The sequence below is a fragment of the Amycolatopsis jiangsuensis genome, from assembly GCF_014204865.1.
GTDB lineage: Bacteria > Actinomycetota > Actinomycetes > Mycobacteriales > Pseudonocardiaceae > Amycolatopsis > Amycolatopsis jiangsuensis.
In genome coordinates, this window is sequence record NZ_JACHMG010000001.1 from 7,166,681 (window position 1) to 7,187,512 (window position 20,832).

Annotated in this window: 21 protein-coding genes; 12 read left to right on the plus strand and 9 right to left on the minus strand. The window is 70.9% G+C overall.

What is annotated here, in order from left to right; translation table 11 throughout:
* Window positions 1-4: 4 nt before the first annotated feature.
* Complete coding sequence (locus tag BJY18_RS32430) at window positions 5-709, minus strand: CPBP family intramembrane glutamic endopeptidase (RefSeq protein ID WP_184783673.1); 705 nt, start codon at window positions 707-709, stop codon at window positions 5-7.
* 33 nt (window positions 710-742) lie between these two features.
* Window positions 743-1,204 carry a small multi-drug export protein gene (locus BJY18_RS32435; RefSeq protein ID WP_184783674.1) on the minus strand — a complete coding sequence of 154 codons (462 nt, stop codon included), beginning with the start codon at window positions 1,202-1,204 and terminating at the stop codon, window positions 743-745.
* Window positions 1,205-1,293: 89 nt separating this feature from the next.
* Between BJY18_RS32435 and BJY18_RS32440 the strand changes: the two genes are divergently transcribed.
* Window positions 1,294-1,887 carry a TetR/AcrR family transcriptional regulator gene (locus tag BJY18_RS32440; RefSeq protein ID WP_184783675.1) on the plus strand — a complete coding sequence of 198 codons (594 nt, stop codon included), beginning with the start codon at window positions 1,294-1,296 and terminating at the stop codon, window positions 1,885-1,887.
* Here BJY18_RS32440 and BJY18_RS32445 read toward each other — a convergent pair.
* The 4 genes from BJY18_RS32445 to BJY18_RS32460 form a co-directional block, all read right to left on the minus strand.
* On the minus strand, window positions 1,878-2,495 hold the full coding sequence (locus tag BJY18_RS32445; protein WP_184783676.1) for a TetR/AcrR family transcriptional regulator: 618 nt from the start codon (window positions 2,493-2,495) through the stop codon (window positions 1,878-1,880). The two genes, BJY18_RS32440 and BJY18_RS32445, sit on opposite strands and share 10 nt — an antisense overlap.
* A 45-nt stretch (window positions 2,496-2,540) precedes the next feature.
* A complete protein-coding gene (locus tag BJY18_RS32450) occupies window positions 2,541-3,815 on the minus strand; it encodes an ATP-grasp domain-containing protein (RefSeq protein WP_184783677.1) in 1,275 nt (424 codons plus the stop codon).
* 34 nt (window positions 3,816-3,849) lie between these two features.
* Window positions 3,850-4,410, minus strand: a complete 561-nt coding sequence (locus BJY18_RS32455) for a hemerythrin domain-containing protein (protein WP_184783678.1) — start codon at window positions 4,408-4,410, stop codon at window positions 3,850-3,852.
* A 62-nt stretch (window positions 4,411-4,472) separates the two neighbouring features.
* The gene (locus BJY18_RS32460) at window positions 4,473-5,342 is read right to left on the minus strand and encodes a DMT family transporter (protein ID WP_184783679.1); all 870 of its coding nucleotides are present in this window, start codon (window positions 5,340-5,342) and stop codon (window positions 4,473-4,475) included.
* 355 nt (window positions 5,343-5,697) lie between these two features.
* Between BJY18_RS32460 and BJY18_RS32465 the strand changes: the two genes are divergently transcribed.
* The 7 genes from BJY18_RS32465 (at window position 5,698) to BJY18_RS32495 (ending at window position 12,380) form a co-directional block, all read left to right on the plus strand.
* The gene (locus BJY18_RS32465; RefSeq protein WP_184783680.1) at window positions 5,698-7,125 is read left to right on the plus strand and encodes an AI-2E family transporter; all 1,428 of its coding nucleotides are present in this window, start codon (window positions 5,698-5,700) and stop codon (window positions 7,123-7,125) included.
* A 49-nt stretch (window positions 7,126-7,174) separates the two neighbouring features.
* Window positions 7,175-9,577 carry a molybdopterin oxidoreductase family protein gene (locus BJY18_RS32470; RefSeq protein WP_184783681.1) on the plus strand — a complete coding sequence of 801 codons (2,403 nt, stop codon included), beginning with the start codon at window positions 7,175-7,177 and terminating at the stop codon, window positions 9,575-9,577.
* Complete coding sequence (locus BJY18_RS32475; RefSeq protein ID WP_184783682.1) at window positions 9,574-10,053, plus strand: hypothetical protein; 480 nt, start codon at window positions 9,574-9,576, stop codon at window positions 10,051-10,053. The genes BJY18_RS32470 and BJY18_RS32475 overlap by 4 nt, the downstream gene beginning before the upstream one ends.
* Window positions 10,054-10,126: 73 nt before the next feature.
* Window positions 10,127-10,543, plus strand: coding sequence for a CBS domain-containing protein (locus tag BJY18_RS32480; protein WP_184783683.1), 417 nt, complete (start codon window positions 10,127-10,129; stop codon window positions 10,541-10,543).
* Window positions 10,544-10,546: 3 nt separating this feature from the next.
* Window positions 10,547-11,161, plus strand: coding sequence for a DUF47 domain-containing protein (locus BJY18_RS32485; RefSeq protein ID WP_312874037.1), 615 nt, complete (start codon window positions 10,547-10,549; stop codon window positions 11,159-11,161).
* Window positions 11,161-12,150, plus strand: a complete 990-nt coding sequence (locus BJY18_RS32490; protein WP_446680354.1) for an inorganic phosphate transporter — start codon at window positions 11,161-11,163, stop codon at window positions 12,148-12,150. The genes BJY18_RS32485 and BJY18_RS32490 overlap by 1 nt, the downstream gene beginning before the upstream one ends.
* Window positions 12,151-12,188: 38 nt before the next feature.
* The gene (locus BJY18_RS32495) at window positions 12,189-12,380 is read left to right on the plus strand and encodes a DUF2795 domain-containing protein (protein ID WP_184783684.1); all 192 of its coding nucleotides are present in this window, start codon (window positions 12,189-12,191) and stop codon (window positions 12,378-12,380) included.
* Window positions 12,381-12,396: 16 nt separating this feature from the next.
* Here the strand turns inward: BJY18_RS32495 and BJY18_RS32500 are convergent, their stop codons facing one another.
* Window positions 12,397-13,635, minus strand: a complete 1,239-nt coding sequence (locus tag BJY18_RS32500; RefSeq protein WP_184783685.1) for a cation:proton antiporter domain-containing protein — start codon at window positions 13,633-13,635, stop codon at window positions 12,397-12,399.
* Complete coding sequence (locus BJY18_RS32505) at window positions 13,636-16,137, minus strand: ATP-dependent Clp protease ATP-binding subunit (protein ID WP_184783686.1); 2,502 nt, start codon at window positions 16,135-16,137, stop codon at window positions 13,636-13,638.
* Window positions 16,138-16,246: 109 nt separating this feature from the next.
* Here BJY18_RS32505 and BJY18_RS32510 point away from each other — a divergent pair, with 109 nt between their 5' ends.
* Window positions 16,247-17,317, plus strand: coding sequence for an NAD-dependent epimerase/dehydratase family protein (locus tag BJY18_RS32510; RefSeq protein WP_184783687.1), 1,071 nt, complete (start codon window positions 16,247-16,249; stop codon window positions 17,315-17,317).
* 4 nt (window positions 17,318-17,321) lie between these two features.
* Window positions 17,322-18,902 carry a phytoene desaturase family protein gene (locus BJY18_RS32515; RefSeq protein ID WP_184783688.1) on the plus strand — a complete coding sequence of 527 codons (1,581 nt, stop codon included), beginning with the start codon at window positions 17,322-17,324 and terminating at the stop codon, window positions 18,900-18,902.
* Between the two features lie 66 nt (window positions 18,903-18,968).
* Here BJY18_RS32515 and BJY18_RS32520 read toward each other — a convergent pair whose 3' ends face one another.
* Window positions 18,969-19,409 carry an SRPBCC family protein gene (locus BJY18_RS32520; protein WP_184783689.1) on the minus strand — a complete coding sequence of 147 codons (441 nt, stop codon included), beginning with the start codon at window positions 19,407-19,409 and terminating at the stop codon, window positions 18,969-18,971.
* A gap of 109 nt (window positions 19,410-19,518) precedes the next feature.
* On the opposite strand from BJY18_RS32520, the gene BJY18_RS32525 reads away from it, so the two are divergent.
* Both BJY18_RS32525 and BJY18_RS32530 read left to right on the plus strand, forming a co-directional pair.
* The gene (locus BJY18_RS32525) at window positions 19,519-20,304 is read left to right on the plus strand and encodes an SDR family NAD(P)-dependent oxidoreductase (RefSeq protein ID WP_184783690.1); all 786 of its coding nucleotides are present in this window, start codon (window positions 19,519-19,521) and stop codon (window positions 20,302-20,304) included.
* On the plus strand, window positions 20,301-20,807 hold the full coding sequence (locus BJY18_RS32530; RefSeq protein ID WP_312874038.1) for a DUF1360 domain-containing protein: 507 nt from the start codon (window positions 20,301-20,303) through the stop codon (window positions 20,805-20,807). The genes BJY18_RS32525 and BJY18_RS32530 overlap by 4 nt, the downstream gene beginning before the upstream one ends.
* Window positions 20,808-20,832: the final 25 nt, after the last annotated feature.

The window sequence follows — 20,832 nt, forward strand, 5'->3', positions numbered from 1 at the left end:
ACATTCAGCCGAGCACCGCGCTCAGCAGCGCGCCCACCCCGTTGCTGACCGCGTGCACGATGACCCCCGGCCACACCGACTTGGTGCGCACCAGCAGGATTCCGTTGATCGCGCCGACCACGAGCGCGGGGATCAGTGCCAGGTTGATGCCGTGGGCGAGCGCGAAGATCACCGTGCTGCCCAGCACGCTGACCCACGGGCCGAACCGGGTCAGCGCGGTGGAAAGCACCCCGCGGAACGCGAACTCCTCGCCCAGCGGCGTGAGCACGGCGATGAACAGCAGCTGCAGGATCAGCGCGAGCGGGCCGCCGTTGGCCGCGGCCTGGTAGCCGCCCTGCGGATCACCGCTGGTGCTCCCGGTGATCGCCACGACGATCGTGGCCACCAGCCGGACCAGCAGGAAGGCGAGTAGCCCGAACCCGATCGAGAAGAAGACCCACCGGGCGGGGATGGCGCGGACGTTGAACGCCGCCCACGAGCGGATTCGCAGGAAGAAGGCCGCGAAGAACGCGAGCAGGCCCATCACCCCGGACAGTGCCGCGAAGGCGAGGCCGCTCGGCACCGGCGCGTCCTGGGTGAGTGCGCTGATGACCGGCGGGCCCACGAGGTAGCACAGGACGTAGACCACGGCGGCGGCGAGCGTTTCCGGCCAGCCGGGACGCCGCTTGGTCACGTCGGGCAGTTCGGCCGGGGCAGAGGTGGGACGCATGGGAGTTCCTTCCGGAAGGGAGTGGGGATCGGTTCAGGCCAGCGCGGAGATGCCGAAGGCGGCGAACGTCGTGGTGACCGCACCCCAGAGCACGATCGAGATCAGCTCCCAGACGATCACCTTGGTGCGGGGAGCGCCGAACGCGATGAGTGCGGCAGTCGAGATCTGCGTCGGGTGCCCGAGCAGTGCCACGCCCGGTACGCCGAAACGGTCGAACAGCTTGCGGGCGCGAGCCCGGCCCGGCCGGGGCTCGCGGTCCTTGTCCCGCGTCGCGCGTTTGCGCAGGGAGTCGGTGATGAAGGCGATGGCGACCATCACGGCGATGTTGCCGAGTACGGCGCAGATCACCGCGGCGATCGGATGGACGCCGATCACGACGCCGATGACGCTGCCGAGGTAGCTCTCCACGAACGGGACGAACGCGACCAGCGCGACGCCGATCCACTGCAAGGCGCCCGGCCATGCTCCGACGAAGTGTTGCAGGTTCTCGATCATGGTGCTCTTCCCTTTCCGCGGGGAGCCGGACCGCTCCGGCACGCTGTACGGCACACTGTACCGCACAGCGTGCGGGTACGCTAGGGCGCATGGTCACCAGGGAAGAGATCGTGCTGGCCGCACTCCGGCTGGTGGCGGCGCGGGGGATGGGTTCGCTGAGCGTCCGCCGAGTCGCGGCCGAGGCAGGCGTGGGTGCGACGACCCTGCGGCATCATTTTCCGACGCAGGCGCAGTTGCATCTGGCCGTGGCGGAGCGGCTGGTCCACGGGCCGGTCGAGGACCTGTCGATCGCCGATGACGAGCGTGATCCGGCGGAGCGGCTGTCCGAATGCCTGGTCCAGTTCGCTCCCGCGGACGGCCGGACGCCCGCGGTCCAGGGCTGGTTCGAGCTGCAGCGGATGTCGGCGGGAGCGGACGCCGTTCCCGGCGCGCGCGTCATCGTCGAGAGCGCGCGACGGTCAACGGCCGAACGGCTGCGCCGATGGCTGACCGTTCTGGCCGGACGGGGGCATCTCGCGATCGAGGAGGTCGACGGCCAGGTGGCCACCGCGTTGACACTGCTCGACGGGCTCCGCGTGCACGCACTGCTGTCTCCGGGCTCCGGTGACCGGGAGACCGCGGGCAGAGTGCTGCGCTGGTTCGCCGAGCAGGTGGTCGGCGCCCGGCCCGCGGCTTACCGCTGACCTGCGTTCTCGTCCGCGGGCGTGACGAGGGACTGCTCCGCGAACCACCGGAGCATGTCCTCGGCCCGGTCGAGCGCCGCTTCTTCCTGGTCGAACAGGAGTCCGAGCTGCAGCCCGTCCACGAGGGTCGAGAACCGGCCGGCCAGCGCCTCCGGCGTGTCCCGAAGCGTGCAGCCGTCCTCGGCCAGCGCGGTGAACCAGCGCCGCGCGATCGCGACGGACTCCTCGCGCCCGGACAGCATCATCTGCAGCACTTCGTCGTTGGCGTCCGGGCCGAGCGCCAGGGTGAGCAGTTCCAGCCACAGCAGCAGGGAGCCACGCCGGTTGGCCGGCACGGGGAGAAACTGCCGCAGGCTCGCGTACAACCGGTCCACCGGCGGCTTGGAGGTGTCGTGGATCGGGTCGTCGCTGAGCGCGAACGAGACCAGCTGCTCCGCGACCGCCTGATAGAGCAACGCCTGCGACGGGAAGTAGGCCCGCAACGTCGTCGCACCGATCCCCGCCGCGGACGCGACCGACCGCACGCTCAGGCCGCGGAGCCCGTCGGTGCCGGCCAGCCGCGTCGCGACGTCGAGGATGTGCTGGCGTTTGTCCGCGTTGCCCACCATGGGGCCAGGATATCAGCACACTGTGCCGTACAGCGTATTCGCAGGTCATTCCTCGAATTCGAAGTGCAGCTGCTCGGCGCAGCGGCGGTATTTCGACTCCATTTCCTCGGGGCTTTCGGCGCCGATCACGAGTTCGGCCAGTTCGAAGGAGTAGCTGTCCTGCTCCGGAAGGTCCGACAGCCGCTGGCCCTGCTGCGGGGTGACCGAGATCGTCGTACCGGGCAGCTCGGCGCACAGATCAGCCACCTCGGCTTCGGTGGGGACCCTGGTCACCGTCGCGTCACCGGAGAACCGGCGCAGGTACCAGCGGCCGGCGACCCGGTAGGGACCCTGCGGGGCCCGGCGCTCGGGTTCCTCGCCCAGCCCCAGTTTGACCATGATCTCGTGGTTGGCCGTTCCGTGCACGAGCTCGAACAGTTCGGCGTGCGACTGGGAATGCCGCGGGTTGATCTCCAGCAGGCCCACCTGCCCCGACTGCGGATCGCAGAAGAACTCGATGCTGAACGCCGCGTTGTCGAAACCGATCCGGCGCATCACCCGGCGGGCGGCCTCCTCCATCCGCCCGATCGTCTCGGGGGGCAGCTGGGACGGGTAGCGGTGGCAGAGGAACGACGAGCGTTCGGGGTAGTCGAGCGAGTCCAGCGCCCCGTAGAGCCGCACGTCGCCCTTCCACACGTAGCCTTCGACCGCTGCCTGGATGCCGTGCATCGCTGCTTCGGCCAGGCACGCCGCGCCGCCCACCTCGGCGATTTCCGGCGGCAGCTCGACCCGGCTCAGCACCGCCTCGAACGGACTACCGACCCGGCCGACGCCCTCGCGGATCTCCGCCACGGCCGCGCCGAACGACTGCTCGTCACGTACCTGGAAAGCCAGCTCCGAGGAGAACGACTTCACCGGCTTGAGCCACATCGGGAAGTCCACGCCCTCGGGCGGACGGGGGTCGGACGTGTCCAGGTCCACGACGCCGAACGCGGGGAGCTCGTCGATCACCTGCTGCTGTTCCAACCGGCTCCAGTACTTGTGCTCGCACTTGAGCACCGCTTCGAGCGGCACGTGTGGCAGGCCGTACCGCTGCGCGAGCAGGGGCACCAGGCTCGCCGCCGGGAAATCCCAGTGGGTGACGATCGCGGCCGGTTTCCCGTCGAAGTCGTCCAGCTGCTGCTCGGCCTTCGCCAGCAGCCCCTCGAAGTCGATCTCGCCGTGCTGCAGTTCGTCCGGGCTGAGCAGTCCGTGGAACCGGCAGGTGGCTGCCGACGGCAGCCGGCGCAGCACGCTCTCGTTCTCCTCGTCCAGTCCGAGCACGAAGACGTCGTGGGTCATCAGTGTTTCTCTCCGTCTGCTGTGGACAGTGCGATCAGCTCGGCCGTCCGCTGAGTGTGTCCCGGATCTTGTCCACGAACGCGGCGCCGGGACCGAGCACCAGGTTCGCCGGCGGCTTGTTCGGTGCCGCCGGATGCGGGCGGGTCGGCGCGATCTTCTTCGCCGCCAGCACCTGTTCGCCGAGCCGGTGCAGTTCCTCGGGGGAGCAGGCCTTGCGCAGCTGCGGCAGCAGATCGCCCTCCTCGTCCTCGATGTGGTGGCGGATGTCGCCGATCAGCTTGCGCAGCAGCGGCTCGAACTCGGGGTCGCCCGGTTCCTTGCGTTCGAGCTGCTTCATCAGCTTCTCGGCCTCCGCGTGCTCCTCGACCTCGTGGTCGGCGATGCTGTCGCCGTCGTCGAGGTACTTGCGCGCGGCCGGGTACATGTACTGCTCCTCGGCCACCGAATGCCGGACCAGCTCGGCGATCACGTGGTCGGTGACCTCCTTGCGATTGCCTGCTCGCGGTTCGTTCTCCAGCTCGGTGAACACGCGTTCCACCGCGCGGTGGTCCTCGGTGATCACGGTGACCAGATCAGCCTCGGTCTGCGTCGTCATGGCGTCTCCTCTGCGCCCGGGAACGGGGTTCCGTCGCGGCTACCCGTTACGCCGTCCGGTAATCACCGCTGCGCGCGCACGGCCTGGGGCGCGCGGGTGCTCAGCACCGCGATCCCGGCGAGCAGCACGACCAGGGCACTCGCCTCCCCGGCGAGCGCGGGCAGATCGTGGCGGAACCCTTCGCCCAGCCACAACGCCCCGACCAGCACGCTGACCAGCGGGTCGAGCGAGAGCATCAGGGCGAGTGCCGGCGCCATCGCGATCTCGGCGCGAAAAGCGTTCTGGCTCATGAGGAATCCGGTGATTCCGCAGCCGGCGACCGCGTAGAGGGGCCAGCCGCTCAGCGCGGTGCCGAGGCCGTGGGTGAAGTCCGCGGCGGCGAGTTTGGCCAGACACGCGGTCACCCCGAACAGCACGCCGGTCGCCGTCCCGAGGGCCAGCGCACGCGGCTGGCCGCGATGGCGGACGGCGATCGCCACGCACAGCGCGAGAACCACGCCGAGCACCGCGGCGGACGGCGCGATCACAGCCAGCGTCGGCCGGTCGCTGCCCGCAGTGGGCCGGGCCAGCACCAGGAACGCGGCGATCCCTGCGACAGTCAGCCCGGTTCCGGCGACCACGACGCGATCCGGACGCCGCCGGGCGAGCACACCGCTGACCAGCACGGCGAACACCAGCCCGAGCGCGAGCAACGGCTGCACCAGCACCAGGGGCGCGGTGCTCAGCGCGATCCATTGCAGCACGACACCCGCCGCGTTGACCGCCAGCGAGGCGACCCACATCGGCTGCGCGGCCAGCGACCGCAGGATTCCGACGCGGACGGCGCCGCGTTCCCCGGTCCGCCGCGCCGCCCGGTGCTGCAGCGCCCCGGTCGCGCCGAACGCGATCGACCCGGCCACCGCCGCGGGTATCGCCGGCCACCAGGGGCTCACGAGTCCGCTCGTCCGGTCCGGGTCCGCATCCGGCCCGGGTACCCGTACCGGAGACGAACTATCGCGGCGCGGGAGGGCGCAGCGCGGGTGCCGGGGGCGGGGTGACCGGTGCGCGGTGGGCGCGCAGGCAGTACGCGGTTGCCGGGGCGTCTGTCGTGGTCAGGCGGTGCAGGCTGCTCCCGGGTTGCCGGGTTGCCGGGGTGTCGGGGTGCCGGGCGGTCCTGCGGTGCTGAGCGGTCCGCGGTGCCAGGCGGTCCGGCGTGCCGGGCGGTCCTGCGGTGCTGAGCGGTCCGCGGTGCCGGGTGGTCCGGCATACCCGGTGGTTGGGCGGCCGGAGTTCGGCTAACCACCGGGTATGGCCGACGCACCAGCGCACGGATCGGGGCCGCGGCTCAGTGCCGGCGGGCTGCGGCGGGCTGCGGTCGTCTCCGGGGAGGTGCTGCTCGTCCTGCTCGCCTTGTGGGCGGTGCGGGCGGCCGTCGCCGAGCTGAGTTTCGTCGTGGTTCCGGTGGGGTTCGCGATCCTGCTCGCGGCGTTTCTGCAGCCGGTGGTGAGCCGGCTGGTCCGGATCGGGCTGCCGCGGCGGCTCGCGGCCGCGCTCGCCATCCTGCTCGGCGTCGTGCTGGTCGGCGGGCTGCTCACGCTGGTCGCGTTCACCGTGGCGAACCAGCTGCCACGGTTCGGCGACCAGCTCGGGCACACCGTGGACAGCGCCCGGACGTGGTTGCGGGACGGGCCGTGGCACGTCGGCGACCGGCAGCTGGAAGGTCTGCTGCATCGCGGGCAGACCTGGCTCACCGAACATCAGCAGGCACTGGTGTCCGGCACGATCGGCCTGTTCGGCACGGTGACCGAACTGCTCGCCGGCGCGCTGCTGGCGATCGTGACACTGGCGCTGACGCTCTCGGGCGGTCCGCGGATGTGGTCGTTCGCCCTGCGGGCGCTGCGGCCCGCTACCGCCGGACTGGTCGACGAGGCGGCGCGGCTGGCCTTCCGCGGCGTCGTGCACTACGTCCGCACCACGGCCCTCATCGCCCTGCTCGACGCGCTGGGCATCGGCATCGGGCTCGCGGTACTCCGGGTTCCGCTGGCGCTGCCGCTGGCCGTGCTCGTCTTCCTCGGCGCGTTCGTGCCCTACGTGGGCGCGTTCGTCAGCGGCACGCTCTCGGTCCTGGTGGCGTTGCTCGGCAACGGGTGGGTGACGGCGCTCATCATGCTGGCCGTGGTCCTCGGCGTGCAGCAGCTGGAAGGACAGGTGCTGCAGCCGTTGCTCACCGGCACCAACGTTCGTCTGCACCCGCTGGTGGTGCTGCTCGGGATCGCCGTCGGTGGCACCGAAGCCGGTATCCCGGGCGCGATCTTCGCGGTGCCGCTGGTCGCGGCCGGGCACGCCGTCGTCCGCGTGCTGGCGCGGCACCACGGGGCAGCCGGGACGGTCATTCTCGTCGCCGAGTCCGAAGAGGTCATTCCGGACGAAGTGTCGGAAGCCTTGCGGCGAGCCGGTTTCGCGACCCTGTTCGCCGATGGGTCCGGCGACGGACTGCTCGAAACGCTCGAAACGCAGGGCCGATACGGCCTGCTGGGCTGGGGTGAGGGCGCGGGCACCGTGCTCACCGCTGCCGGACGACACCCGGAGCGGGTGCACGCCGTGGTCTGCCGGTCCGCGTATCCCGGGCTGGGCAGGAACGCCGTGCGGGCTCCGGTGCTGGTGCTGGCCGGTGGTCCGGTCGCGGGGCCGGCGAGCGCGTGGTTTCGCGAGCACCTCGCGGGTTTACCCACGTGATGAGCGGGTAGCCGACGGCTCGGGCGGACAATGATCGGGAGGTGGCCGGGTGACTCGGCGTGACGGCATCGGCGATCCCTGGGGACGCAGGACCCCGTACGCCCCTGGTGAAGCCTGGCCGGTGCGAGTCGACAGTCATCTCGCGGATGGGCTCGAACCGTCCGACGTCGAGCGATGGGTGCCCAGCGCGGCGGTGCTGCACTCGAACGGCGACGGGCTCGACATCGCCGTGGCCGGGGGCGAGATCGTCGGGGTCCGCGGGCAGGCACGGGATCGCGTGAACCACGGCAGGCTCGATCCGAAGGATCTGTTCGGCTGGCAGGCCAACGCGTCCCCGGACCGGCTGCGGACGCCGCTGGTGCGCCGCGGCGGGGTGCTCGTCGAGGCGACATGGGACGAGGCGATGGACCTGATCGTCAGCCGCACCAAGGAACTGCTCGAAGAGCAAGGGCCGGGAGCGCTGGGGTTCCACACCAGCGGTCAGCTCTTCGCGGAGGAGTACTACACGCTCGCGGCGGTCGTCCGCGGTGGCCTCGGCTGTCACCACCTGGACGGCAACACGCGGTTGTGCACGTCCACGGCCGCGGCCGCGTTGAAGGAAACGTTCGGCTGCGACGGCCAACCCTCCTCCTACACCGACATCGACCACGCGGACACGATCGCCCTGTTCGGCCACAACATGGCCGAGACCCAAACCGTCCTGTGGACCCGCGTCCTCGACCGGCTGGCCGGTCCGTCGCCGCCGGTGCTGCTGTGCGTGGACCCGCGGGAGACGCCGGTCTCCCGCGCGGCCACCCTGCACTTGGCGCCCCGGCCGGGCACCAATGTCGCACTGATGAACGGCCTGCTGCACGAGATCGTGGAACACGGCTGGGTGGACCAGGACTTCGTGGAGCGCTGCACCGTCGGTTACGACGAACTGGTGGCGACGGTCGCGGACTACCCGCCCGAGCGTGCTGCCGAGATCTGCGGCCTCGACGCGTCGGAGATCCGCGAGGCCGCGCGGCTGCTCGGTACGGCGAAGCGGCTGCTGTGCACGGTGCTGCAGGGCTTCTACCAGTCCCACCAGGCGACCGCGGCTTCCGTCCAGGTCAACAATCTCGTGCTGGTGCGCGGGATGCTCGGAAAGCCGGGCGCCGGTGTGCTGCAGATGAACGGCCAGCCCACCGCGGAGAACACCCGCGAATGTGGTGCGGACGGCGACCTCACCGGGTTCCGCAACTGGGCCAACGACGCGCACGTCGCCGAGCTGGCGCGGCTGTGGAACGTCGAGCAGAAGCAGATCCCGCACTACGGTCCGCCGACCCACCTCATGCAGATCCTGCGCTACGCCGAAAACGGAACCCTGCGCATGCTGTGGGTTTCGGCGACCAACCCCGCGGTATCCCTGCCCGAACTGCACCGCATCCGCTCGATCCTGAGTCAGCAGCGGCTGTTCCTCGTCGTGCAGGACGCCTTCCGTACCGAGACCGCGGAACTCGCCGACGTGGTGCTGCCCGCGGCGATGTGGGGTGAGAAGACCGGGACGTTCACCAATGCCGACCGGACCGTGCACCTGTCGGAGAAGGCGATCGACCCACCCGGCCAGGCACGGTCCGATTTGGACATCTTCCTGGACTACGCCCGTCGGATGGACTTGCGTGATCAGGACGCAGAGCCGTTCCCGTCGTGGCACGACGCCGAAAGCGCCTTCGAAGCCTGGAAGCGCGCGTCCGCCGGACGGCCCTGTGACTATCGCGGCCTCAGCTACCGCAAGCTGCGTGCTCACAACGGGATCCAGTGGCCGTGCAACGATGAGCACCCCGAAGGGACTGAACGCCTTTACACCGACGGGAAGTTCTTCGCCCAGCCGGATTACTGCGAAAGCTATGGCCGGGACCTGGTCACCGGCGCCCCGACGGAGCCGATGGAGTACCGGGCGATGAACCCGGAGGGAAAGGCGATGTTGCGGTCCGCGGGATATTTCCCGCCGCATGAGGAGCCGGGTGAGCAGTTCCCGTACTTCCTGATCAACGGCCGCACCATTTACCAGTTCCACACCCGTACGAAAACCGCCCGCGCACCGCAGCTGGAGGCGGCCGCGCCGGAAGTGTGGCTGGAAGTGTCCGAAGCGGACGCCGGGAGTGCCGGGCTGGTCGAGGGGGACCTCGCCGAAGTGCGGACCGCGCGGGGCAGTGTGCTGGCCCGCGTCCGCGTCGGCGGCATCCGCCAAGGGGTGCTCTTCCTGCCGTTCCATTACGGCTATTGGGATCTCGACCAGCCCGCGGACAAGGACGGCGACCGCGCGGCCAACGAACTGACCTTCACCGACTGGGATCCGGTGTCCAAGCAGCCCCTGTTCAAGACCGCGGCGGCCGCGCTGCACAAGGTCGAAGCCACGCCGGAGCCACCGCGCCTGCCGGTGCCTTCGCCGGTCGAGGAGCAGGTCGTCACCTCGGGGGCCGGCCGATGAAACTCGACCTCGTCCTGCGTGAACTGCACCGCTCGGAGAAATCGCTCGCCCGGGATCTCCGCCGGACCTCCGAACGGCACACGGTGGAGCACGAGGTGCACCACGTCGCCCGCGATCTGGCCGGCTGGTCGGCCGAGCACGTGCGTGCCCTGGCGTTGTGTGGCCGCGACTACGGCCTGCACCTCAGTGACGAGGTCGCGGAAAACACTCCGCTGACGCCGCTTCGGGAAAGCCTCTCCGAGGTGACCGGCTGCCGTCCGGAGCCAGGACTGGTCCTGCTCGCCGACCTGAGACGGCTGCACCGCGGCGCGGTCGGCGTTTCGCTGGACTGGGAACTGCTCGCCCAGGGCGCGCAGGCGGCGAAGGACGCGCGGCTGCTCGAGCTGGCCTCGGGCTGTCATCCGCAGACCCTGCGGCAGATGAAGTGGACGAACGCGATGCTGAAGATCCTTTCCCCGCAGATCCTGACCAGCTGAACCGGCCGGAGGACTAGTTCACCGCGGGACGGGTAAGCCAGGCAGCGGGACACGACGGGAGAAGGAGGTTGTGGTGACGACGGCACGGGACATCATGACGACGGACGCGAAGTGCGTCCGGGAGTCCGACACGGTGCTCGACGCCGCACGCCTGCTCGCTGAGCTGGGCGTCGGGGCGGTACCGATCTGCGGAGAGGACAACCGGCTCAAGGGCATGCTGACCGACCGGGACATCGTGGTGAAGGTGCTCGCCGAGGACAAGGACCCGAGGGCACTGCATGCCGGGGAGCTGGCGCAGGGCGAGGCGGTGACGATCGGCGCCGACGACGACGTGGAACAAGCCATGCGCACGATGACCGACCACCAGGTGCGGAGGTTGCCGGTGATCGACGGGCACGATCTCGTCGGCGTCGTGGCGCAGGCCGACGTGGCGCGAGCGCTGTCGAACCCGGCCGCCGGGAGCCTGGTCGAAGCGCTGTCCTACGGCTGATCCGTGCGGATCACGCCGCGCGGTGACCGGTTCTTCCGGCTGCTGACCGGTGCCGCGGAGAACCTGGTCACCGCCACAGGGCTGCTGCGTGAGCTGGTCGAGGCCGCGCCGGACGCTCGCGAACCGCTGGCCCTGCGGTTGCACGAGATCGAGCACCGCGGCGACGACGCCACACATTCGATCATGATCGAGCTGAACAGCTCCTTCGTCACCCCGTTCGACCGGGAGGACATCCAGGCGCTCGCGGGCCGGATCGACGACGTGCTCGACCATCTCGACGCGGCCGCCGACCTCGCGGTGCTCTACCAGCTCGGCGAATTCCCCGATGGCACGCTGACCATGGTGCAGGTGCTGTGCCAGGCCTCGGAGCTGACCGCCGCCTCGATGCCCGGGCTGTCGAAGGTCGGTGAGCTGGAGCCGTTCTGGATCGAGGTCAACGAGCTGGAGAACGAGGCCGACCGGATCCACCGGCGTATTCTCGCCGGGCTGTTCACCCCGGGCGCGGACGCGCTGGAAGTGTTGAAGGCCAAGGAAGTCGTCGAGGAGATGGAACGCGCGGCGGACGCCTTCGAGCACCTGGCGGACGCGGTGCAGACGATCGCGGTGAAGGAATCGTAGTGACGGCCGGCTTGATCGCGGTCGTGGCGTTGACGCTGGTCTTCGACTACACCAATGGGTTTCACGACGCCTCGAACGCGATCGCCAGCGCCGTCTCCACGCGTGCGCTGACGCTGCGCACGGCGCTGGTGCTGGCCGCGGTCATGAACCTGGCAGGGGCGCTGCTGTCCACTGGCGTCGCCTCGACGGTCGCGAAAGGGATCATCGACGTCCCGGCGGGGCCGGACGCCCTCGCGGTGGTGTTCTCCGCACTCGCCGGTGCGGTCGGCTGGAACCTCGTGACCTGGTACTTCGGCCTGCCCTCGTCGTCCTCGCATTCGCTGGTCGGCGGGATGGTCGGCGCCGCGCTCGTGGCGGCGGGCACGGTGCACTGGGGCGGCATCGTGGAGAAGGTGCTGATCCCGATGGTCGCCTCGCCGCTGCTCGGATTCGTCCTCGGCTACCTCGCGATGACGGCGGCGTTGTGGCTGCTGCAGCGGGCCAATCCGCATCGCACCGGCCGGGTGTTCCGCCGCTGCCAGATCGGCTCCGCCGCCGCGCTCGCACTCGGGCACGGTCTGCAGGACGCGCAGAAAGGCATGGGCGTGATCGCGCTGGCGCTGGTCGTGACCGGCCGGCAGGCGTCGTTCGAGATCCCGCTGTGGGCGACGCTCGCGTGTGCGGGTGCGTTGTCGCTGGGCACCTGCTCGGGCGGGTTGCGGATCATGCGCACCCTCGGGCGGCGCGTGTTCCCGCTGGATCCGCCGCACGGTTTCGTCGCGGAATCGGTGGCGTCTTCGGTCCTGTACGTCACGGCTTTCGCCGCGAAGGCACCCATCTCGACCACGCACGTGATCACGGCCGGCATCATGGGCGTCGGCGCGACCCGGCGGCTGTCGGCCGTGCGATGGGGGACGGCGCGGGACATCGTCCTGGGCTGGCTCCTGACTTTCCCGGCCGCCGCCGCGGTGTCCGCCGCGGTCTGCTTCGTGGCGACGACCGTGCGGTGAGGCGTTTGTCCGCGGTGGCCACGGGTAGCACGGATGGCATGAGTGACATCAATCCGATCCAGCTGCAGAAGGACCTCGCCGGCGTCGACTACCCGGCCAAGCGCGACGATTTGGTGGCCGCCGCCGAACGCAACGGCGCGAACTCCGACACGCTCCAGGTGCTGCGGGGCCTGCCCGACCGTACCTACGACGGCCCGAGCGGGGTCAACAAGGAAGCCTCCCGCGAATAGCTTCACCCGCGTCCGGTCATGGGCGGGGGACGTGCGCCCCGCGTTCTTCGACCCGCCGCATGACCGGTTCCGCCAGGATTCCGTGCACCGCCACGGAAAGGGCCACGGCCAGCGCGCCCACTCGCCACAGTGGCGCGGTGTCCGGCTGCTTCAGCATGTGCAGGCCGTAGGCCAGGTAGTACAGCGTTCCGATCCCGCGTACGCCGAAGAACGCGATGGCGGCGGCTGCCCGTGGTCCCGCGGTGGAGCGGAACAGTGAGCCGAATCCGGCTATCGGGCGGACGACGAAGACCGCGACCACTGCCAGGGCGGTCTCGCCGATGGTGAGGCCGCCCAGCAGGCCGTCGCCGAGGGCCAGCCCGATGCCGAGCAGCATGATGGCCACGAAGAGCCGTTCCAGCTGGCGGCCGAAGGTGTGCAGGACGTCGTGGTAGTCATGCGACCGCTCGCTGGTGCGCACACACACCGCGGCGGTGAAGACGGCAAGGAAACCGTTGCCGTGCAAGAGTTCTGAGACCGCGAACGGCAGGAACGCGAGTGCGAGCAGGACCAGTCCGTCGGAGTACTCGGCCAGCCGCAACCGCGACGACGGAATGCGGAAAATCGCCCAGGCGAGCAGCCGGCCGGTGACCAGGCCCACGACGATCCCGATCGGCAGCGGCAGCAGGACGTCCAGCGTGATCGATTCGTGTTCCCCGGCCAGGGAGAGAGCCACCAGGACGAACGGCATCGCCAGGCCGTCGTTGAGCCCGGCCTCGGTGGTGAGGGTGAAGCGGATCTCGTTGCCTCGCGCGAGATCCGGGTCCGCGCCCGGCGCCGGGACCCCGACGTCGCCGGCCAGCACCGGGTCGGTCGGGGCGAGGGCGGCACCCAGCAGCAGTGCGAAGGCCGGTGCGAGACCGAGCCACCACGATCCGAGCAGCGCCACCGCGGCGATCGACACCGGCATCGCGATGAGCAGCAGCCGCCAGGTCGACATCCACCGGCGCAGGCCGAACGGACGGTCGACCGACAGGCCCGCACCGGCCAGCGCGAGCAGGATCCCGAGCTGGGTGAACGATTCGACGGTACCGGCGTGCGCCACCGGATCGGTCCAGTCACCGATGTAGGGCAGCGGCAGCAACCCGAGCAGCACCCCGGCGATCAGCATCACCAGCGGTGTGGAGAACGGCCGGTCGGCGACCAGTTTCGGCAGGACCGCGGCGGCGAGGGCGAGAAGTCCCGCGATACCCAGCAGGACCGGCAGCCCGGCCACTCAGGCGGTGACCGACGGGTCGAACCGCAACCCGTCCTCGCCCGCGTCGACCCGGACCACCGTGCCCGGGGCGACGTCGCCGGCGAGCAGGCGGCTCGACAGCGGATTGTCCACGTACCGCTGGATCGCCCGGCGCAGCGGACGGGCGCCGAACTGCGGTTCGTACCCCAGTTCGCTGATCCGCCGCACGGCCTCCGGGGTGAACTCCACGGTCAGTCCCTGCGCGTCCGCCCGGCGTTTCGTGCGTTCCAGCAGCATTTCGGTGATGCGGTCGAGCTGGTCGGCCTCGAGCCGGCGGAACACCACGATCTCGTCGATGCGGTTGAGGAACTCGGGCCGGAACGACTCCCGCAGCCGGCGCATGAGCCGTTCCCGCAGCTGGTCGCCGTCGCCGTCGGAGGGCTGCACGAAGCCGAGCGCGCCGTGGGTCGAGCTGCCGACCAGATCCGAGCCGAGGTTACTGGTCATGATCAGCACCGTGTTGGCGAAGTTCACCGTGCGGCCGCGGCCGTCGGTGAGGCGGCCGTCGTCGAGTACCTGCAGGAGGACGTTGAACAGGTCCGGGTGCGCCTTCTCGACCTCGTCGAGCAGGACGACCGAGTACGGACGCCGCCGCACGGCTTCGGTCAGCTGCCCGGCGTCCTCGTACCCGACGTAGCCGGGCGGGGAGCCGATGAGCCTGCTGATGGTGTGCCGCTCGGAGTACTCGCTCATGTCGATGCGCACCATGCTGTCCTGGTCCCCGAACAGCGCCTCGGCCAGCGCCCGCGCCAGTTCGGTCTTGCCGACGCCGGTGGGCCCGAGGAACAGGAAGCTCCCGAACGGCCGGTCCGGTTCGGCCAGCCCCGCACGCGAGCGCCGGACGGCCTCGGCCACCGCCTGGACAGCCTCGTCCTGCCCGACCACACGGTCGTGCAGGTGGTCCTCGAGCCCCAGCAGCCGTTCGCGTTCGCTCTCGGTGAGCCGCGCCGCGGGCACGCCGGTGAGCCGCGAGACGACCTCGGCGATGTCGGCCTCGGTGACCTCCACTGGCCCGCCCGGCCGCTCGGCCGGCTTTTCGAGCTGCTGCTTCAGCTCCGCGGTCTGGTCGCGCAGCGAGGACGCGCGTTCGAAATCCTCCTCGGCCACGGCCTGGTCCTTCTCCCGCTGCAACTGCTCCAGCCGGGCCTGCAGCTCGCGGGCACCGTCGGTCCGGGTCCTCGAACGCAGCCGCACCCGCGCGCCGGCCTGGTCGATCAGGTCGATGGCCTTGTCCGGCAGGAACCGCTCGGTCAGGTAGCGGTCGGACAGGTCCACCGCGGCCCGCAGTGCCTCGTCGGTGTAGTGCACCTGGTGGTGCGCCTCGTAGCGGTCGCGCAGGCCGTGCAGGATCGAGACCGCGTCCTCGACGGTCGGCTCCGGCACCAGGATCGGCTGGAAGCGGCGTTCGAGCGCGGGGTCGCGTTCGATGCCGGTGCGGTACTCGTCGAGCGTCGTCGCGCCGACCACGTGCAGCTCACCGCGGGCGAGCGCCGGCTTCAGCATGTTGCCCGCGCCCTGTCCGCCGCCGCTTTCGGTCGAACCGGCGCCGACGATCGTGTGCAGTTCGTCGATGAACACGATGAGCCGGTCGCGGTTGTCGCGGATCTCCTTGAGCAGCGCGGACATCCGTTCCTCGAAGTCGCCGCGGTAGCGGGTGCCGGCGACCATCGCGGTCAGGTCCAGCTGCACGACGTGGCGGCCGCTGAGGATGTCCGGCACGTCGTCGTCGGCCAGCCGCTGCGCCAGCCCTTCGACGATCGCGGTCTTGCCGACCCCGGCCTCGCCGATCAGCACCGGATTGTTCTTCGTACGCCGCGAAAGCACCTCGACGGTCTGCTCGATCTCCTCGTCCCGGCCGATCACCGGATCGATCCGGCCGTCCTGGGCACGCCGGGTGAGGTCCTCGCCGTACTGGTCGAGGGTGGGCGTGTCGGCGAGCGCCGATCCACCGGTGGTGGCCGGCCCCTCGGTGGTGTAGGCCTGCTGGAGCCGGTCCACGGTCACGCCCTCTTCGCGCAGGAGGCGGCCCGCTTCGGACTCCTCGTTGGCGGCCAGCGCCAGCAGCAGGTGCTCGGGCCCGATGTAGGACGAGCCGAGACCGCGGGCTAGCTGGTGGGCGTCGATCAGCGTCCGCTTCGCACCGGGCGCCAGCGCGGTGGCCGTCACCTCCCCGGGTCCCGCGTGGTCGTGTTCGATCCGCCCGGCGAGCTTCGCCGGGTCCACGCCCGCGCGGGTCAGCGCCTGCGCGGTGGTGGACAGGTTCGCCGCGGCCCACAGCAGGTGCTGGGTGTCCACGTGCCGCCCACCCCAGGCACCCGCCCGGTCGGCCGCTTCGGCGACGAGCCCGCGTGCCGCGTCGTTGAGCAGCCGCGACACATCGACCGAGTACGCGCGGCGGCCGGGTCCGGACTGGCCGAAGAACTGCGCGAGAAACTGGTCGAGCGGGCCGTTTCCCTGGCCGGGCGGGAAGAAACCGGTCATCGTGGGTGCACCATCCCGGGCGAATCGAAGTCGGAAGTCTCGTTTCGCATACCCGGTACCGGGACCGGTAAACGGGTTTCCGCGCCCGCGCAACGGGTATGCCGCGAGCATGCGGATCGCGATCACCGGGGCGAGCGGCAACATCGGCACGGCGCTGCTGCGTGCCCTGGACCCCGGTCACGAGATCACTGCGGTGGCGCGCCGGATGCCGGATCGCCACGCCGAGCCCTACTCGCGGGCGCAGTGGTGCTCGCTCGACATCGGCGAGCCGGGTGCCGACCAGGAGCTGACGCAGGCGTTCGCCGGTGCCGACGCGGTCGTGCACCTCGCGTGGGCCATCTCGCCCGCGTGGGGTGATCCGCCGATGACCCGCACCAACCAGGACGGCACCCGCAACGTCCTGCAGGCCGTCACCAGCGCCGGAGTGGAACGCCTGGTGTGCGCGTCGTCGGTCGCCGCGTACGCGCCGGGGCCGCCGGGGGAGAAGGTCACCGAGGACTGGCCGTGCAGCGGCATCGAATCCAGCGCCTACAGCCGGAGCAAAGCTCTTCTGGAGACGGCGCTGGACCTGTTCTCGTCGGCGCATCCCGGGGTCGCCGTGGCGCGGATCCGCCCGTGTGCGGTGCTGCAGCGGCCCGCGGCGGGCGAGTTCACGCGGTGGCTGCTCGAACCACTGCTGCCGCCTGGGCTGATCGGGGGCCGGTTCCTACCGATGCCGCTGTGGGACAGCCTGCGCGCGCAGGCGGTGCACGCCGACGACGTCGCCGAAGCGATCCGGTCGATCCTCGACCGGCAGGTGGTGGGCCCGTTCAACCTCGCCGCCGACGACGTGCTCCACGCTTCCGAGCTGGCGCACGTCCTCGGCGGCACACGGCTGCCGATGACCAAGCCCGTCGCACGGACGGTGGCCCAGGTGGCATGGTTGGCCGGGCTCCAGCCACTGCATCCGGGCTGGCTCGAACTGGCCGACCAGGCCGCGCTCGTGGACACCACCCGGGCGCGGAGCCTGCTCGGCTGGCAGCCGCGGTACAGCACGGCCGAAGCCCTTCAGGACCTGATCGAGGGGCTGCGCCGCGGCGAGGGCGAATCCTCGGCCCCGCTGGCGTCCTCCCGGCTCGGTCTCCTCCGTCGCGCCCGGGCGCTGACCCGCGGCCGCCCGACGCACCAGTCCCAGGCCTGATCCCGTGCACACCGCCGACGCGATCGTCATCGGGGCCGGGCACAACGGGCTGGTCGCCGCGAACCTGCTGGCCGACGAGGGCTGGGACGTCGTCGTGCTCGAGGAGCAACCCGGCCCCGGCGGTGCCCTGCGCACCGAAGAGATCACCGCACCCGGGTTCCGCTCCGACCTGTGTGCCGCGTTCTTCCCGCTCGGCGCCGCTTCTCCGGTGCTCGATGGGCTCGACCTGGCCGAGCACGGCCTGCGCTGGCTGCATGCTCCCGACGCGCTGGCGCACGTGTTCCCGGACGACCGCTGCGCGGTGCTCTCGCGGGACCTCGACCGCACCGCCGAATCGGTCGCCCGGTTCGCGCCCGGCGACGAGCAGTCGTGGCGCGGTCTTTTCCAGCAGTGGCAAGGACTTCGCGAGGAATTCCTCGATGCGTTGTTCACCCCGTTCCCGCCGGTGCGGGCCGGCACGCGGCTCCTGCGGCGCACCGGGACCGCGGAGGCGGTGCGGCTCGCCCGGATGCTCACGTTGCCCGCCCGCCGCTTCGCGCGCGAACGCTTCGACGGCGAGGGAGCGCGCCTGTTGCTGTCCGGGAACGCCGCGCACAGCGATCTGTCCGTCGACAACGCGGGCAGTGCCGTTTTCGGCTGGCTGCTCGGGATGCTCGCGCAGGACGTCGGGTTCCCGGTGCCCGAGGGAGGAGCCGGCGAGCTGGTGGCCGTGCTGGTGCGCCGGCTGGAGTCCAAGGGTGGATCTGTCCACTGTGGAGTACCAGTGACCGAGGTGCTGGTCGCCGCCGGCAAGGCAGTCGGCGTGCGGTGCGCGGACGGGGAGCCGATCCGGGCGCGCAAGGCGGTACTGGCCGATGTGCCGGCCCCGGCACTGTACGGCGAACTCGTCGCGCCGGAGTGGCTGCCTTCGCGGTTGCTGGCGGATCTGAAGGTCTTCGAGTGGGACAGCGCGACGGTGAAGGTCGACTGGGCGTTGTCCGGGCCGATTCCCTGGACCGCGCAGGAGGCACACGGCGCGGGCACCGTGCACCTCGGCTGTGACGAGACCGGGCTGTCGGCCTTCGGCGCGGCGCTGGCGCGTGACGAGGTGCCGGAGCAGCCCTTCCTGCTACTGGGGCAGATGACCACCGCGGACGCGTCCCGGTCGCCGGCGGGGACCGAAGCGGTCTGGGCCTACACCCACGTCCCCCGCGGGCGTGATCGCGCGACAGTGCAGCGGCAGGCCGAACGCGTCGAGGCGGCCGTCGAGCACAACGCGCCAGGGTTTCGCGACCTGATTCTCGCCCGACACGTGCAGGGCCCGGAAGAGCTGGCCGGACACGACGCGAATCTGGTCGGCGGCGCCATCAACGCCGGAACCACGGCCATTCATCAGGAGCTGTTCTTCCGCCCGGTCCCGGGGCTCGGCCGCTCGGACACGCCGGTGGACCGGCTGTTCCTCGCCGGTGCGACAGCGCATCCGGGTGGTGCGGTGCACGGCGGGCCCGGCGCGAACGCGGCACGCGCGGCGCTGGCACGAGACCACCTGCTGGGCAGCGGCTACGCGGCGGTGATCAGGGCGGCGAACCGGGCGGTGTACGGCTGAGCGCCGCCGGAATCCCTGCTCGGACTGGGTTTCTACACGGACAGAGCCGCCGCCAAGACCGCCCGCTCATCGAGCGCGGCCGAGCGCGAGCGCCGAAAGCCGTGCGAGCGATTCCTCGTTGCGCGGTTTGAGCAGCAGGGCCTGCATGCTCTCCGGGATGAAGCCACCGATCCCGCCGCGGGCTGCCTCGGCCATGCGCACCACGGTTTCCTCCGTTCCGTACGGGGTGAGCGTGACCACGATGTCGGCGGTGCCGAGCGCGCCGCCCTGCGCTTCCAGTTCGAGTGACTTCCCGGGGTCGACCGCGCGCACCGTCGTGGTGTCCTCGAGCTGCAACGGCCACATTCCGACGCTGTGGTGGATACGCGCGCCTGCCGCGGGCCAGCGCTCGTCGACGTCACGGATGTGGCAGCTGCCCACCACCCAGCCGGCATAGGACCAGCCGTCCGACAGGACCTCGTACACCGCTTCCGCCGGCACCGGCATGGTCCGGCTGACCTCGATCATCGCGTGCCTCCTCGTCTCCGGAGCCGGTTTCCCCCGCCCGGGACGGGCAAACTCCGGTTACCCGGCGCGACCACGGGTACCTCGCGGGAAGGAGGAGAGGAGCAATCGCATGGACAATCCGTTCGCCGTCGTCACCGGTGCCTCCAGCGGGATCGGACTGGCGCTGGCCGGAAAGCTCGCCGGCAAGGGTTTCGACCTGGTTCTCGCCGCGGAGGACGACGAGCTCGAAGGAGCCGCCGCCCGGGTCCGCGGTCGCGGGACGCGGGTCACCGCGGTCCGGGTCGATCTCGCCGGGGCCGCGGGCGTCGAGGAGCTGGTGCGCCGGATCGGCGACCGCCCGGTCGACGTCCTGGTGTTGAACGCGGGGGTCGGCATCGACGGCGAGTTCGCCGGTGCCACCACGCTGGAGGACCAGCTGAAGGTCGTGGACCTCAACGTCCGGTCCCCGGTCCACCTCGCCAAACGGCTGCTGCCGGGCATGGTGGACCGCGGCAGCGGCCGGGTGCTGGTCACCTCGTCGACCGCGGCCACCGCGCCGGGTCCGTACCAGGCGGTGTACTCGGCTTCGAAGGCGTTCCTGTCCTCGTTCGCCGAAGCGGTCCGCGGCGAGGTCGCCGAGCGCGGCGTCGCCGTTACGACAGTGCTGCCCGGCCCGGTCGACACGGAGTTCTTCGAGCGCGCGGACATGACCGACACCAAGATCGGCCAAGGCCCGAAGGACACCGCCGAGACAATTGCCGAAGCCGGATATGCCGCACTGATGTCCGGCGAGGACAAGGTCGTTCCCGGTGCGGTGAAGAACAAGCTGCAAGCCGTCGGCAGCCGGGTGCTGCCGGACAAGGTGAAGGCGAAGGCGCAGGGACGCATGATGGAGCCCGGATCGGGGGAGTCGTGAGGAAACCGGTACTGCGCCGCGTCCGCGAGCACTACGAGGGTGACCAGGACCGCCCGTTGGTGGGTTACCTCGGTGCCATGGGCACCTACACCGGGCTGGTCGGCGTGCTCACCCTGATCGGCCGTGCTTCGGGGGCCTCGCTGCCCCGGCGCTGGAGCGCGGGGGACACGCTGCTGCTGGCCGCGGCCACTTTCAAGGGCTCCCGCACGCTGGCGAAAGACGCGGTGACGAGTCCGCTGCGCGCGCCGTTCACCCGCTTCGAAGGCTCGGCCGGGGAGGACGAGCTGAACGAGTCGGTGCCGGATCCCGGCCCCCGGCACGCGGTGGGCGAGCTGGTGTCCTGCCCGTTCTGCCTCGACGTGTGGGTCGGCACCGTCCTCGCGGCGGGTCTGGTCACCGCACCCCGGGTGACCCGGATGGCACTCACCGTGCTGACCGCGCTCGCCGGAGCCGACGTGGCGCATCTGCTCTACGACAGCGCGAAGAAGCTCGCGGAAGGCTGAGCATGACGGGCGGCCGGATCGGGTA

What these genes read in the sequence shown, in the direction of transcription:
- BJY18_RS32445 (WP_184783676.1), bottom strand. Translation starts at nt 2,495, where the DNA reads ATGGTGGGCAACGCGGACAAACGCCAGCACATCCTCGACGTCGCGACG.
- BJY18_RS32505 (WP_184783686.1), bottom strand. Translation starts at nt 16,137, where the DNA reads ATGACCGGTTTCTTCCCGCCCGGCCAGGGAAACGGCCCGCTCGACCAG.
- BJY18_RS32525 (WP_184783690.1), top strand. Translation starts at nt 19,519, where the DNA reads ATGGACAATCCGTTCGCCGTCGTCACCGGTGCCTCCAGCGGGATCGGA.
- BJY18_RS32475 (WP_184783682.1), top strand. Translation starts at nt 9,574, where the DNA reads ATGAAACTCGACCTCGTCCTGCGTGAACTGCACCGCTCGGAGAAATCG.
- BJY18_RS32430 (WP_184783673.1), bottom strand. Translation starts at nt 709, where the DNA reads ATGCGTCCCACCTCTGCCCCGGCCGAACTGCCCGACGTGACCAAGCGG.
- BJY18_RS32465 (WP_184783680.1), top strand. Translation starts at nt 5,698, where the DNA reads ATGGCCGACGCACCAGCGCACGGATCGGGGCCGCGGCTCAGTGCCGGC.
- BJY18_RS32520 (WP_184783689.1), bottom strand. Translation starts at nt 19,409, where the DNA reads ATGATCGAGGTCAGCCGGACCATGCCGGTGCCGGCGGAAGCGGTGTAC.
- BJY18_RS32495 (WP_184783684.1), top strand. Translation starts at nt 12,189, where the DNA reads ATGAGTGACATCAATCCGATCCAGCTGCAGAAGGACCTCGCCGGCGTC.
- BJY18_RS32440 (WP_184783675.1), top strand. Translation starts at nt 1,294, where the DNA reads ATGGTCACCAGGGAAGAGATCGTGCTGGCCGCACTCCGGCTGGTGGCG.
- BJY18_RS32455 (WP_184783678.1), bottom strand. Translation starts at nt 4,410, where the DNA reads ATGACGACGCAGACCGAGGCTGATCTGGTCACCGTGATCACCGAGGAC.
- BJY18_RS32435 (WP_184783674.1), bottom strand. Translation starts at nt 1,204, where the DNA reads ATGATCGAGAACCTGCAACACTTCGTCGGAGCATGGCCGGGCGCCTTG.
- BJY18_RS32450 (WP_184783677.1), bottom strand. Translation starts at nt 3,815, where the DNA reads ATGACCCACGACGTCTTCGTGCTCGGACTGGACGAGGAGAACGAGAGC.
- BJY18_RS32510 (WP_184783687.1), top strand. Translation starts at nt 16,247, where the DNA reads ATGCGGATCGCGATCACCGGGGCGAGCGGCAACATCGGCACGGCGCTG.